The 13,169-nt window shown below is 50.8% G+C and carries 14 protein-coding genes and 1 pseudogene; 9 read left to right on the forward strand and 6 right to left on the reverse strand.

All coding sequences use genetic code 11. From position 1 onward, the window contains the following. Positions 1-200 (forward strand): annotated as a pseudogene (locus tag FT726_RS23480) (hypothetical protein); the annotation flags it as partial. A 49-nt stretch (positions 201-249) separates the two neighbouring features. Here FT726_RS23480 and FT726_RS23485 read toward each other — a convergent pair. Beyond that, on the reverse strand, positions 250-534 hold the full coding sequence (locus FT726_RS23485) for a hypothetical protein (protein ID WP_346303536.1): 285 nt from the start codon (positions 532-534) through the stop codon (positions 250-252). 43 nt (positions 535-577) lie between these two features. Here FT726_RS23485 and FT726_RS23490 point away from each other — a divergent pair, with 43 nt between their 5' ends. Both FT726_RS23490 and FT726_RS23495 read left to right on the forward strand, forming a co-directional pair. Further along, positions 578-940, forward strand: coding sequence for a hypothetical protein (locus tag FT726_RS23490; protein WP_346303537.1), 363 nt, complete (start codon positions 578-580; stop codon positions 938-940). A gap of 228 nt (positions 941-1,168) precedes the next feature. Beyond that, entirely contained in the window at positions 1,169-1,402 is a 234-nt protein-coding gene (locus tag FT726_RS23495; RefSeq protein WP_346303538.1) for a hypothetical protein, read from the forward strand. Between the two features lie 23 nt (positions 1,403-1,425). Here the strand turns inward: FT726_RS23495 and FT726_RS23500 are convergent, their stop codons facing one another. Beyond that, positions 1,426-2,106 carry an SOS response-associated peptidase family protein gene (locus FT726_RS23500; protein WP_346303539.1) on the reverse strand — a complete coding sequence of 227 codons (681 nt, stop codon included), beginning with the start codon at positions 2,104-2,106 and terminating at the stop codon, positions 1,426-1,428. Between the two features lie 54 nt (positions 2,107-2,160). Between FT726_RS23500 and FT726_RS23505 the strand changes: the two genes are divergently transcribed. Continuing rightward, a complete protein-coding gene (locus FT726_RS23505) occupies positions 2,161-2,406 on the forward strand; it encodes a DNA polymerase III subunit theta (RefSeq protein WP_346303540.1) in 246 nt (81 codons plus the stop codon). Between the two features lie 24 nt (positions 2,407-2,430). Here the strand turns inward: FT726_RS23505 and FT726_RS23510 are convergent, their stop codons facing one another. The 3 genes from FT726_RS23510 to FT726_RS23520 form a co-directional block, all read right to left on the reverse strand. Next, on the reverse strand, positions 2,431-2,658 hold the full coding sequence (locus tag FT726_RS23510) for a hypothetical protein (RefSeq protein ID WP_346303541.1): 228 nt from the start codon (positions 2,656-2,658) through the stop codon (positions 2,431-2,433). Positions 2,659-3,041: 383 nt separating this feature from the next. Then, a complete protein-coding gene (locus FT726_RS23515) occupies positions 3,042-3,938 on the reverse strand; it encodes an Rpn family recombination-promoting nuclease/putative transposase (RefSeq protein WP_346303542.1) in 897 nt (298 codons plus the stop codon). A gap of 336 nt (positions 3,939-4,274) precedes the next feature. Continuing rightward, positions 4,275-8,399, reverse strand: a complete 4,125-nt coding sequence (locus FT726_RS23520; protein WP_346303543.1) for a hypothetical protein — start codon at positions 8,397-8,399, stop codon at positions 4,275-4,277. 501 nt (positions 8,400-8,900) lie between these two features. On the opposite strand from FT726_RS23520, the gene FT726_RS23525 reads away from it, so the two are divergent. The 5 genes from FT726_RS23525 (at position 8,901) to FT726_RS23545 (ending at position 12,143) form a co-directional block, all read left to right on the forward strand. Further along, complete coding sequence (locus FT726_RS23525; protein ID WP_346303544.1) at positions 8,901-9,332, forward strand: hypothetical protein; 432 nt, start codon at positions 8,901-8,903, stop codon at positions 9,330-9,332. Positions 9,333-9,354: 22 nt separating this feature from the next. After that, positions 9,355-10,149 (forward strand): hypothetical protein, encoded by a 795-nt coding sequence (locus tag FT726_RS23530; RefSeq protein ID WP_346303545.1) that lies wholly within the window; start codon positions 9,355-9,357, stop codon positions 10,147-10,149. A 33-nt stretch (positions 10,150-10,182) separates the two neighbouring features. Next, positions 10,183-10,962, forward strand: coding sequence for a site-specific integrase (locus tag FT726_RS23535; RefSeq protein WP_346303546.1), 780 nt, complete (start codon positions 10,183-10,185; stop codon positions 10,960-10,962). Positions 10,963-11,110: 148 nt separating this feature from the next. Then, positions 11,111-11,905, forward strand: a complete 795-nt coding sequence (locus FT726_RS23540) for a ParA family protein (RefSeq protein WP_346303547.1) — start codon at positions 11,111-11,113, stop codon at positions 11,903-11,905. After that, positions 11,892-12,143, forward strand: coding sequence for a hypothetical protein (locus FT726_RS23545; protein WP_346303548.1), 252 nt, complete (start codon positions 11,892-11,894; stop codon positions 12,141-12,143). The genes FT726_RS23540 and FT726_RS23545 overlap by 14 nt, the downstream gene beginning before the upstream one ends. 202 nt (positions 12,144-12,345) lie before the next feature. On the opposite strand, the gene umuC is transcribed toward FT726_RS23545, so the two are convergent. Then, positions 12,346-13,169 (reverse strand): translesion error-prone DNA polymerase V subunit UmuC (gene umuC, locus FT726_RS23550; protein WP_346303549.1); only part of this gene is annotated, 824 nt, incomplete at its 5' end.

The following is a 13,169-nucleotide window of genomic DNA, read 5'->3' on the forward strand; positions in this document are numbered from 1 at the left end:
TGGCACCCGGTGGAGAAGAAAAAACCGGGGCAGCGATCGCTATTTCTACCGCTGTGCCACTTGCCTATGCCACGCTTGCGGCACGCAAAAAGGCTATGGGTGAAATGAGTCAGACCAAGAGTGGGCTGATTGAAGATACGCTCATTGTCGCCATCGGCGCAGCGGTGGTCTTCTTTGCCACACGCCCAAAGCGTGTTTGAAGATAATCTTTATTCAAATGATGAGGCCGGGGAGCCATCATGAAGGGGGTTAGTAACGTCTCATGGCACACAGTTGCCGGTCACGCAATGCGATGTTCCCCTCAGCATCGGTGGCGATTTTTTGTAGGCGATGGTCAAGTAAAAATGCAAGCGGGTAGTCAAGTGAATCTAAATACCCAGCCAAAAACTCCTCCTTAACTGTTTCTGGCGCCTCCATGCCGCTGACGCGGCATTCAGAGGCAGGCTGCACACTACTCGCCCACCCCGGTATCAAATCCGATATCCTGCCCGGACAAGCTGCACTACTATGCTTATTTGAGATCGTGGCCAGCATGCACTGCTGTCTGAGGATTTTAAATAAATACCTCTGAGGGTGTATGACCGACAGCGAAGAAGCAGAGTTTAAGGATGTTTTGCTCATTATGATTAAGCGGTCCGTGGACTGGTATCGTGAGCAGGACTTTAGCCACATGAACGATGACGTGCGGCCAGCGCTGGAAAGTATATTCAGCCCGGGAGAAGGTTATGACCCCAGTGCCAGCGCCCAGATTGGCATTAATATGATAATGATTGGTCAGGTATGGCAAGATGAACGCTTCACGGCATTTGCCGACAGGGCTGCCCGGACGCCATGTAACAGGAGAACCATGGGTAAACTTCCCGAAAAAATTGCCCTGAGGCAGCTGCTGGATGAAGTCAGTGAAGTACTCAGAGAGCCCCGGTTTAATACGACTGAATAACCTGATTAAATCCGGCGCCATATGTTGCAGCACCGGATGACGGGGCATGGCCAGAACTTCATCCCGGAACTACGGCAATCTTAATCTGTACGAAATTTGTACTCATGCGACCCCCCTAGATGGTAACCTGAGTTTCAGTCTTCTCAGGCAGCGGGCTGACCGTCCTGATACACCTGTTTCACTGTAAGCATGCATTCGTTATCGGATACGACTTCAGCAGGGGGTCTGATGAGAATTAGTGAAAATGAAACTGACCAGGATATTTACCACGATGCCTGCTTTGCGGCCGGCATGTGCTGCCTGAAGCTTGCCAGCGAGGGCGGAGAAATTAACCGTGAGCGGCTGGCCATCGAGCTGATGCGGCTGCTGGGCGGCTTAATCGAGCAAAGAGAAGAGTGCCCCTCTTCTCTGATTTTTGCCATTGAGCAGTTGCGCGGCGAACCGGATGAAGAAGCAGGATAAGGTTCCCCGCTAAATCACGGCCGTCAGTCCTGTCCTTCCCGGACGGGCTCAATCAGCTCTCTGCCCTGATGGTGAATGTTACCCACCTTTCTGCTGACCGGATGCCAGGTAAACGCCTTTTCCGGCAGGGCGGCGTCATGGGCAATTTCTTCTGCCCGCGAGGGTGTCGTCTCCGGGCTGAGCCACTCACGGATGGCGTCAGGGGAAAGCACCAGCGGGCGCCTGTCGTGAATGTCGACCATGCCCCTGCTGCTGGCCGACGTTACAATCACAAACCCTTCTTTTCCGTGGTCCTGCCCGTAGGGCTGCCTGCCGATGGCCGCAAAAAACAGGGGCTGGTTATCTTTATGATAAATGCAGAACGGCTGCTTCTTATCACCTTCCTTCTTCCATTCGAACCAGGCGTCAGCGGGAACGATGGCGCGGCCGTGGTTCCACAGAGGTTTAAACATGCGGCCACTGGCCGCTGTTTCCCCGCGTGCGTTAATCAGCGGCTGCTTATCCCACCATTCCGGTCCGTACCCCCAGAAAACCGGGTCGAGGCGCAGGACGTCGTCCTGCTCGTTGAGGAGCAGCACGCGCGTGCCCGGCGCAACGTTAAACCGGCCGATGGGCTCCGGGTCGAACGTGATTTCGTCCGGCTTCAGGCCGAGCGCATCAAAATACTCATCACGGCTGCTGTACTGCGCAAATCGTCCGCACATAGTCACCTCCTGCAGTAAGGATAGCCGGGTATACTGACCTCAGGAGGATTTCACATGTCACAGAATTTAGCCGCACGCAGCCCGGAAGAACGGGCGAAGGTCAGCGTGGATCTGGCCGCATCAGGCGTGGCGTACAGAGAGCGCCTTAATCTGCCCGTTATCCCGGCCGAAGCTGAAAGGCAGCAGCCACAGGAGCTGCGCGAATACTTCAGGGAACGGCTCCAGTATTACCGCAATCTGGCCCTGCAGTACCCGCGGGGAACCGACCCGGTCTATCAGAAAGAACCAAAGGGGGAATGAAAGTAAATGTCCGTGCGGTATTTTTCAGAGACGCGAGCGCTTGCTCTGCCAGGCGACAAGGAGCAGGAGCGCCACCGCGCCGGACATTACGAGGTAGACCGCCCTGTGCGAGTCTGCGCGGCCAAGAAAATAGAAAAGGGTACTCAGCCCCGTTACGGCGAACAGCATGGCGGCTAAACCGACATTCACATAGCTGCCGAGGACTTTAAGGATCCATTCCTCAAATTTTTTTGCCGATGTCTGCTTTAACATGGTGTGAGCCTTAATGAAGCACGTTTGAGCCTGAATTTTAACCTTTTATGACGCGAACAAACAGGTGCGGAATGACGGAGGTTAACGTCCGGTTAATTCAGGCACGAGCCCCGGGCAGAGGCTCTTTTAACTTCCGATGTGATGAAGATAACGAGCCCAGCATAATGCCAGTCATTGCGAGCCGGGTAATATACAGCCCCGCTATCAGGATCACGCCGGTCAGCCCCGTCAGCTGGTTTGTTTCAAACCACTAGGTCATCAGATGAGCGCCCTCATCCAGCGCCGTGCGTAATCCAGCGGGCAGCCAGGACGACAGCAGTTGCGCGCCGCCGTCCAGTAATCCCGTCAGCTCATTAGCCATGGTTTCGTTATCCTGTTTTCAGTCAGTGGCGAATTTTTGCGAGGTCGTCATCCGACAGCCCGGTCAGTTCTCTCACCGATTCCAGCGGAATGCCTTTCTGCAGCAGGTTGCGGGCGACCTCCATTTTGCCTTCCTGACGCCCTTCCTGACGTCCTTTCTCCAGTCCCTTCTGCTCCAGCTGCTGTGCAATCGTCATCAGTTCGTCCTCATGCTGCGGCACTCTCTGCGCCAGGTTGCGTACGAAGGCTTCGGCGTCGTCGGTTTCGCCCGCCTGTACGAGGTAGTTTATCAGCGAAACCAGCTGCTGTCCCGTGAGGTGACCGGCCATCAGGGTGGCGGCCAGCCGGTCCAGCAGGTCAGCCAGGTCGCGCCGGTGGATGTGCTTCTGCAGCAGGGTCAGCGCGGCCATGCTGCGGTGATTCATGATCTCATCGTCCGGGATCACCGTGACGTCAACCAGCGGGAACGGCGCGCCGTAAAGGCGGCCGGCCAGCGCCGGGTCATCAAACTCCTGCAGCCAGTCGGTTGAGTACGGATACGGGCTGCGCTTCCCGGTGTAGAACAGCACCGGGATGACCAGCGGCAGCTTTTTATGCCCGGCGTCGAGGTGGCGCTGCATGGCGGCCACGGCGTAACGCATCAGGCGAAACGCCATGTGCCGGTCAGGCGTTGACTGGTGCTCGATCAGCACGTGGATGTAGCCGTCGCCGGCGGCGGTCTTCAGGCTGTAGAGCACGTCGCTGTAAAAGGCCCTCAGGCTCTCTTCGACAAAGCTGCCGGACTCGAGCTTAAGCGTACTGAGGTCGCAGACGGCGCGCAGCTCAGCCGGCAGATGCACTTCGATGAAATCACGGGCCGTCGCGGGATGCGTCAGAAAGGCTTTGAAGGTCGCATCATGTGGAACGGATGTCATTTTCATAGTGAGTCTTTAAAGCTCATATCAGGCCGACGCCGGTGCAGGCTTGGAGACCACTTTTTTTGCGGTGACTTTCCACGACACAAACATCAGAAAACCGATCCATAAGGCACCGCCAATACTGAAGGAAGGCAGCATGCACGCGAAAAGGACGGTATATATCGATAACAGAAAAATACGCGGAATATTCATAGGCACCTTACTTGTTAAAATCAGGGTCAGATTTTAATTCATTTAAACAGTGACTGAAAGCATCGTTGCACTCACATTATAAAGTAAGTGCCATACCGTAAATACGTCTGTTAGCTCAGAATAATATTAACATATTCATTTCCGGGTTCATTCAAAACGTTCTTCCCGGTCACTTAATTCACGCCGTTCGCTTTCTTTTTCCTGCTGAATGCTTTTGTCAAACTGTACCAGCACTCGACGGGCTGCTGTGGAGATATCAGTTCGTTCAGAAGACAGCAGTTCAGTCAGAAGGACGCGTTGTTCTTCCATTTTGGCTGACCAGCCGTCTGATGTTGCCCGGGGTCTGAACTTCTTCACCATTACTTCCAGCACTGCCTCGACGTCGTTACATCTTAACAGCATGGATTTGGCCAGTGTGGTCCAGGTATAAGCTCCATGGTCTTGTGAATAAGGCACCATAAACTCTGCAATAGAACTGAACCGCGTGTCCGGGTCCTTATCGCCCCACGCCAGAACCTCTTCAGCGTTCAGTTCGCGTTCTTCAAGCGGATGGTTATAAAGAGTGAGATACAAAGCTTTTGCAACGTCATCGTCTGTCTTACACTCTTCAGATGAAAGCAGGTTAAGCACGAGCGTCAGATTTTCACCGATCACTAATCTGAGCAGTTTATGCAGCTCGTTTGAGTAATAAATTTGATTTGAGCAAAAGAAAATAGACGCTGCAAATTGACAAAGTTTCTCATCAGAAGCACCTTTAAAAACCCGTTTAGCCAGCATCTCAAGATGATGAGACTGTTCATACCTTTTTATATTCGCAAAATGACGCAGCAGCGAGCAGATGAAATCTTGAGAATAGCTGATTATATTTTCCGAAGGCTTATAGTCTTTTGTGGAATTGTAGTTTATCCTCATGTCGAGAATATCGAGCACACAGTTAAGTCCATTTTTACAGGACTCAAACGTGCTTAATAAATCAATCAGTTCATCGTCACTGAGTATGGCATGTCTTTGCCCATTGGCGACGTCATAATAAAGTGATGCATCAGCTCCTTCCCGGGACAGATGTGATTTAATTCTTTTTACTGCATTCTGGTCTAATGGGACGGATAGCTGGAGTGCAGGGAAAATATTCAGGGTTAGCGGATTTTCAACCAAACCATCAAGTAATGCCTCGACCACAGCGCTGTCTTCACGCGAAAGGCCGGCAATTGCACCGCAGATAAATGCCAAATTCAGCCTGCCGAAGTCTGGCTCTGAGAGGATATCTTTTAACTTCCGGAGAATATAGTCGCCCCACTCACCTCTGCTGCCTATTCTTTCCGCAAAAACCCCCATGCGAACATTATTTCCCTTCTCCGCAAGGCACCGTGAAATGATTTCATCAACAATTTCTTCAGGCTTGGTTAATAACTCATCAGCAAGAATACGAGTTTTTTCCAGTGCGATTTCATACCCCTGCCTTTTGGTTTTACCATGTGATTCTCTCTCTTCCATGCCGTAAAACGCGTGCTCATTTGAAAATAACAGTAATTCAATTCTCCTTTCAAAAGTATCCGGGCTCGCGGCGGCTGCAAGCTCTCTGAGTTTCTCTTTTTCTTGAATGGCATTCTTCTCATCATCGAATTTTAACGCCACGGAAACTGCGCTCCAGACAACAGGAGAGGTTTGGTCATTCAAATTACTGATTATGATGTCGTGTAATTTCTGCCTCACGGATCCTATCCCGATATTCCAGAGCCCGCGCAGGTGTTTCATCAGCAGGTTTATTACGTCTGACTGCCAGTCCGGAAATTGTTTGACTGTCTCGTCTGAAAACCTTAATACGCCGGTGAACCATCTTTCACATTCATCGTAACCTTTGGGATAATAACCGTAATTTCTGACGCTGGAGCCGAAATCGAAGCCAAGATGAGAGACAAAGCCGCCGGTCTGAAGCATGCTTCCCATCAGCTTCAAGCTGATATCCCGTCGCGGATTTTCAATGCGTTCCTTTATGAAACTTATCCTCTGCCCGGGGGTGGCATGCGTCCCGGAGAGATGAGCATAAAAAAGACTGCTGAGAATATGCAGTACGGAATTGGTATTTTCTGACGGCTTCTCGCTCAGCGCAAAACGATAAAGCATGGAAGCGCAATCGTTAAAATACCTGCCTTCATAGGCCAGCGAACGAAGCAGGCGCGTGATGGTGATGAATGCAGGGTTTATGCGGGTGCAGAATGCTTTGTCCCTCTCCGCCATACGTCCGAGAAAAGCCAGTGTTTCGGATGGAACAATGGGCGCAAGATTGGAAATCATCGTGAAGCACTGGGTATACGCTGAGTGTTTCTCGACCGGCAAACCTGAAACATGAGTTTCGAGTACGCCATCAGGAGCAAGGAGAGTTGTGGCATAGGAACGGGCATCCGGTGAGCTGCTCAGATAGCCCAGGCGACGCGTGAATGAACTGAACATGCGGGGCGTCAGGACCGGATCGATGTGCGCGGCGATTTTTGCGTGCGAAATATTCTCCAGAGCCAGCTGGGCCAGCCCGTTCGCCACAGGGTGCGGAAGTACCGCCATCCATATACCCCGGGTCTGCGCAAGCCCCCTGCGCTTCAGTTCTTTTGCATTGCGCAGCAGAGCATCATATGTCACGCCGGACAGGCGGCTCAGGCAGTCGAGTTCCTCGCTGTCCCCCTGGTCAGCTTCGAACTGGAAAGAATAAACGAGGGACAGGGCTTCTGCACTTATCTGCATTCCCCCTTCTGCAGGCTGTCGCTGATTAAAAAGCCTGCTGAACAGCTCACCATTTTTTAATCTGGATATGTCGTCATCCCGGCCAACCGCCGACGCAAGGGCTATTGCAACGCGCGCATTTCCGCCGGAGAATTCGGCGATTTTATGAATGCTGTTCAGGCCGATGTGTTTGTAATTCGTTTTTATTAATTCTTTAATAAGCTCATCTGAACCTGCATCCATAATTATGACATCAGTGTTTTCAGGGATATCTTCCCTTATGTCATACTCAATTGTCAGCAGGCTGACATGACCAGTCTCCCGTTTTAGTTGCTCCGTAAGCGTTCTGTGCAGGTCCGACCCACAGTTATCCACTATCAGGACTGCCCTGACGCCGCTTGTTAAAAGCTTTTCCAGCAATGCCGCAGGAGCGGGGTTCGGTCCTCGCGCAATATCGGTGTAAAACACCGATTCCTGTGAAAGCGGATCGAGCCCGGTATCGGGTTCAAAGAGGGCCTTGGCGAACCGGGTTTTACCGACCCCGGAAAGCCCCACCAGTCTTACCGATGCGCCTGCATTTCTCAGGCGGTTACGTACAGAGTCAATGACTCTTTCAGCGGTGACCTTTTCATCCTTGTTCAAACTGGCATCAGAAAATTTCACCTTTTCATCAATGATGTAGGCGGCATCGCTGTCCGGACCGGCCCAGTTACCGTACCCCGACCAGCCGTTATAATGCTTTCCCACATGCTCCCTCAGCCATAACGTCTGAGGGTCAGTTTTTTCCTTTAAAATAAAATCCTCAATCAGCAGATAGACCTGGTCTTTAAGATCGTCAGGCTTGCAGATGCTGTTATGGTCTTTATCAACCGGTACCAAACGGTCGGTGAGCCCTGCATCAGCACTGTCAGGTTTTACTATCCAGCCCTTCAGGCGTGTGTTCTTGGTTTCGCCGAGGCTGAGAGTGGGAGTTTTATTCTGACGCTCCCAGTCACGGAACCATATATTCAGCTCTCTCAGGTCCGGATTGTTTCTGGCCAAATAAAGGGATGCGGCTGAAGGAGTGAGCTTAATTAAGATTAATAACAGCCTGACAGGCAGCATATTCCCGATCGTGGATAAATCTGAGCCGGTATGCGGAGTGCCGATAAATCCGATGCCAGTTAATCTGGATAAAAATTGGTTTGCTTCATCTCTGAGATGTTTAAGATCCTCCGCTATTCTGATGACCTGCTTTATTATCAGCCCACCCATACTGTGCCCGATTAAAATTATTTCGCCGGTTTTCAACTCCTTTTTTATGAACAGGCTTTTGGCAATATTGGCTGCGCGGTCTTTAAAAGGCATCGCATCGTCAATAAAATAAGCCACTTTAGATTCATATTCAATCGACCAGACGCATACACCGGATTCATTTTCTGCCAGCCACGCTGGCCAGAAAACATTTTTGTCCCTGCCGCAGGACCATGTGTCTTTGTAATGTCCTCCCAGCCCGTGAATAAAGACGACGTGCTTTCCGGCCTCTCTGTCACCGGCCATGTGATGGATTTTTGACATGCAGTTCCCTCTTGTCTTACGGATGTGGTTGATCAGGCTGCCGTATGCGCGCCGGCCAGCAACGGAGAAGCGCATGCGCACTTCAGCGCAGAACTCTGTGGTGGTTTTTATTCTGCCCGTGCGCACGGCGCCGGAAGAGCGTCATGAACGCGTTTTCAGACATATTCTCTTGTTCGTGTATATATTCCATGCTAGCGCGTGGAGGTCGGTTTCACACTGTTTTTTCGCAGATCCGGAAAAGGTGAGAACCGGATCTTTACCGGCAGGCGGCGATTTTTCGCCCGAAACACTGCATATAGTGGCTGGTTCAGCTGCTCATGACACAACATACGGGACGCGTCAGGGAAGCACCGGCGGTAAACCGGCGCCTGACCCGCCGCGAAGGGCGCGCCACGCTTCCGGGAAAGTGCTATATTGGCCGGAAAGCGGATCCGGCGCCGAAGGTGATGCGGTAATTGCAATAGTTAATATTCGCAAGGATATAGTTATATGTGTAATTATATGACGATGGAAAGTTGCGGTAAATTATTAAAATTCATCAAGCCATATCAAAACAAAGGGCATTCTGCGTTGTGGATTAAACATAACCCTGTGCCTTCGTTCTATTCCGGCCGATTACATCCTGATGCCCCCCACGACTTTCATCCCGTGCTGGTGACCCCGTCGGGCCGTCCTCTGGCCATTCTTGATTTGAGTGATAACAAATGGAAAGCGTCAGGAATAACGCCAAATGTTTGTAACAATGATTCAAAGAAGAATGAACATAAGCTTCTTCACTCTCCGGAAGGTATTCCTGTAAAAGCAATGGAAGTGGCAGCGTTCATCGCTGCATTTGAAAAAGCAATTTTAGGCGTCTCTGTTCCCCAACCTGAGGCAGAAGAAATGTCTGACAAACATACCCCTCACCCTAGACGACCATTTTATAAGAAATAAAAAAGATTATAGGTAGGTAAACATGGGAATTGCCAAAGAGCATCTGTTCGACGTGCAGGAAGCGCGGTTTCTGGCATGGGCTGCTGAGAATCACCCGGACGTTGAAGAAGACACGCCGGAATGGGAGACCATCGGTCAATATTACAGTGACTGGCAGGACTTCCTCTATGAGCAGGCTCTGAATGATTACGAGCAGGAAATTTTTAGCGCTTCTTTAAACTCGGTTCGCAAACGTTGTAAGCACGGGTTTTCTGAACTGTACCTGATCCAAAATCTTGATTTTTTTAATCTCCCTGATGTTGTTCTAAGGATGGCCTGGGTTCACGCGATAAGTGGTATGGAAGCCTGTGTAATGTATAGCGCGCGTGCCCTGCTCAATTACGAACCGCATCTGAACCTGTTCCGTATTAATCATATGAAGATTGGATTGCGAGAGGCAAAACTCAAACATCTGAAAACAGCGGCTAGGCTCGAATTATCCTCTGAACCCAGTGCGCCAAAAGATGCCTATAAGCTCGCTGCACAGTCAATAGTCGGTGGAATGACCTTTCATAACGTGAGTCATATTCGTCGGTACTTCAATTGCATGTTACATGAGGCTCCGGACTGGCCTCTCGATGCACTGAGCGAGATTATTCAGACCCGTCACGACCTAGTTCACCGTAATGGTGTAACGGAATCAGACACCGAAGCACATATCAGCCGCGTGCAATTGATAGGTGCTCTTAATGTTGTCACTAGTTTCCTTGAACATTTCAGTGACACCATGGACAGAGAAACCGCAGGCTATTTTAATGAAAAAGATCATGATTTTTGACCCCAGACCGTTTCAGCAGCTATGGGGCATACAATGACGGCTCTCACAGCTTACGGACATCCTTTACACAACTCTTCTTTACCGGTGGCCATTGATTATCCCGCAGCCTTGGCGCTGCGCCAGATGGCCGCCCTCGTTGACGACATGCCTAAATACCTGCTGGCGCCGGAGGTCAGCGCCCTGCTCCACTTCATGCCCGACCTGCGCCGCAAGATGCTGTTCACCACGCTGTGGAACACCGGCGCACGCATCAGCGAGGCGCTGGCGCTGACGCGGGGGGACTTTCTGCTGCGGCAGCAGTACCCGTTCGTGCAGCTGGCCACGCTCAAGCAGCGGGAGGATAAGGCGGAGCACCGGGCCGGACGCCGCGCCGCCGGCGTCGTGCCCCACCGTCTGGTGCCGCTGTCCGACGCGCAGTACGTCACGCAACTGGAGATGATGATCGCCACCCTGCGCATACCCATTGAGCGCCGGAGCGAAAAGACGGGGCGCACGGAGCGGGTGCGGCTGTGGGATATCACCGACAGGACGGCGCGCACCTGGCTGAACGAGGCTACCGAAGCGGCGGCGTCAGAGGGTGTGACGTTTTCCGTTCCGGTTACCCTGCACACCTTCCGGCACAGCTACGCCATGCACATGCTCTACGCCGGCACGCCGCTCAAGGCGCTGCAGAGCCTGCTCGGCCACAAGAGCGCGAAGTCGACGGAGATTTATACGCGGGTGTTTGCGCTGGACGTGGCGGCCCGGCACCGGGTGCAGTTCCAGATGCCCGGATATGATGCTGTGAATTTATTAAAAGGAGTTAAAGGGTAACTCACTGTAAAATAGATATAAATACAAATTAGTGTATATACATAAGTATATACGTGAACATTATTTTGCATATACCTATGTATATACATTGACAGCGATCATCTATAAGTTAATATGCATATACTTTTGTATATACACGGTGGTGATTATGAAAAAGCCCTACATTATCTCTTTCGCTAACAGTAAAGGCGGTGTGGCCAAAACTACCAGCTGCATGTCTGTTGGTTGTTCATTAGCTTTGGCAGGCTATAAAACTCTGCTGATTGATTTAGATCATCAGGGAAATCTTAGTGATGATCTGGGACGTGGTGATGAGGATTACACCATCACGGACCTGTTTGCGGATCCTAAATTTGATATCAATAAGCTTATTTATTCAGCGATGGACGGTGATGACACGATTGCTAACCTAGATATCATACCTGCCGATATAACCCTTGCGGTTGAAGCCCGAAGTGCAGAAAGATTTCGCCATAGACTAAGCATTCTTGAAGAGGGTTTGAACAAGGTAAAAAATTCCTATGATTTCATCCTCATTGACCTTCGTCCTGCTATTGATTTGAGCATTGAAAACGCCCTGCTTATCACTGATAAAATTGTCATCCCTGTAGATATGGATAAACGTGCAGTTAAAGGCATTAAAGATTTATTTCAGGTGGTTCAGGAAGTGCGAAGAAATCAGCCTTTTGTATATACACTTGTAAAGACAAAAGTAAACGAATCTCACTCCAAGATGAAAAAATCCATTGAGGGACTGATCGAAGAAGCCGGATATGTTGTAGCCAAGACCGAAATACGTCAGAGCGAGCTTTTTAAACAGGCGACCGATGTTCATCGTCCTGTAATGTTCTTCGCGAGAAATGAGCGTCCTTACAGAGATTATAAAGCTTTCACTCAAGAACTCCTGGAGCAAATAGAGGGGGCCGAAATTGGCAAGAAGTGATCGCATAACCAAAGGGGTTACCCGAGTTGCAGAGAAGCGCAACATCACAACGGGCAGACAGATGAACCTACGGCTTACGGGGATGGATGATGATGCTCTTTCTATGCTAGTTGAGAAAATGCAGGAATTACTTCCTCAGAAAAACATTACCCGTTCAAGAGTTTTACGCGCAGCCTGTTATTTAGACGATGATAAAATTCTCCAGAAGCTTGCTAACTTATTGATTGAAAACACATGATAGGTGTATTTGTATATGCAAGTGCATATACAAAAATTTAACTGCTACGAGTTAGGAATGTTTTTTTATGACAGGTATGTATATGCTTATGTATATACATACCTTGCCGAAAAGTCTGACCATCTAAGTCATAAATGCATATGCAAAAACATATATGTTTGTATATACAAACGTATATGCAAAAATTCAATTAAGATCTTTTTTACCTGACGTGTGCAACAGGAATGTCATCCCATCGGGTAGTCCACGCAGGTGAAAGCATCTCACGCTTCATCTTCCACTCTGTACTTATTCCCTGACCTGCAAACCACACGTTACCCAGCCCTGACTGGTTAATACCATCGAGCACCTTCATGAGCTGTGCGCTGTTGGCCCGCGGCTGCGCGTCGTCAAAGAGGCTGAGCTGGCTGACTCCATTGGGAGTGAAGTCATCGAGCATAATGCCGGCCTTCATATAGCGCCGGTCATCAAGCCAGATGCGATCAAGGCTGCGCATGGCCACCTCAATGATGTCGCGCGTGTCCTGTGTGGGCAGCGGGAGTTTCTCACCGGCGCTGTTACCATAAAATACTTCGTTCACGGCGTGCGGTGACGTCCGGATGAAGACGCTGATTCGCCGGCAGAACTGACGTTCTCCGCGAAGTTTCTCTGCCGCGCGCGTGGCGTACTGGCACAGCGCCTGCTGCATGGCCACCTTTGAGGTGATGCGTTCACCAAAGGACCTGGAGCAGCAAATCTGCTGTTTGGCCGGAGGCAGTTCCTCGATCGGGATACAGGATTCGCCGTTCAGTTCGCGCACGGTTCTCTCCAGCACCACGTTAAAGTCTTTACGGATGAGGGCAGGGTGCGCGCGCGCCAGCTGCAGGGCGTTACTGATACCCATGACGTTCAGCCTTTTACCGATGCGCCGTCCTACGCCCCAGACTTCCTCCACGGGCTGGTTGGCCAGCAGCGTTTCGGTGCGTTTCGGATTGCCCGGCGTGAGCGCCAGCACGACGCGGAACTGCTTCCACTCCTTGCGCGGAC

It is taken from the genome of Pantoea sp. Morm, assembly GCF_016643525.1.
Lineage (GTDB): Bacteria > Pseudomonadota > Gammaproteobacteria > Enterobacterales > Enterobacteriaceae > Pantoea > Pantoea dispersa.

Excerpts from the sequence above, each read along its gene's own strand:
- FT726_RS23485 (WP_346303536.1), bottom strand. The coding sequence starts at position 534 with ATGCTGGCCACGATCTCAAATAAGCATAGTAGTGCAGCTTGTCCGGGC.
- FT726_RS23490 (WP_346303537.1), top strand. The coding sequence starts at position 578 with ATGACCGACAGCGAAGAAGCAGAGTTTAAGGATGTTTTGCTCATTATG.
- FT726_RS23495 (WP_346303538.1), top strand. The coding sequence starts at position 1,169 with ATGAGAATTAGTGAAAATGAAACTGACCAGGATATTTACCACGATGCC.
- FT726_RS23500 (WP_346303539.1), bottom strand. The coding sequence starts at position 2,106 with ATGTGCGGACGATTTGCGCAGTACAGCAGCCGTGATGAGTATTTTGAT.
- FT726_RS23505 (WP_346303540.1), top strand. The coding sequence starts at position 2,161 with ATGTCACAGAATTTAGCCGCACGCAGCCCGGAAGAACGGGCGAAGGTC.
- FT726_RS23510 (WP_346303541.1), bottom strand. The coding sequence starts at position 2,658 with ATGTTAAAGCAGACATCGGCAAAAAAATTTGAGGAATGGATCCTTAAA.
- FT726_RS23515 (WP_346303542.1), bottom strand. The coding sequence starts at position 3,938 with ATGAAAATGACATCCGTTCCACATGATGCGACCTTCAAAGCCTTTCTG.
- FT726_RS23520 (WP_346303543.1), bottom strand. The coding sequence starts at position 8,399 with ATGTCAAAAATCCATCACATGGCCGGTGACAGAGAGGCCGGAAAGCAC.
- FT726_RS23525 (WP_346303544.1), top strand. The coding sequence starts at position 8,901 with ATGACGATGGAAAGTTGCGGTAAATTATTAAAATTCATCAAGCCATAT.
- FT726_RS23530 (WP_346303545.1), top strand. The coding sequence starts at position 9,355 with ATGGGAATTGCCAAAGAGCATCTGTTCGACGTGCAGGAAGCGCGGTTT.
- FT726_RS23535 (WP_346303546.1), top strand. The coding sequence starts at position 10,183 with ATGACGGCTCTCACAGCTTACGGACATCCTTTACACAACTCTTCTTTA.
- FT726_RS23540 (WP_346303547.1), top strand. The coding sequence starts at position 11,111 with ATGAAAAAGCCCTACATTATCTCTTTCGCTAACAGTAAAGGCGGTGTG.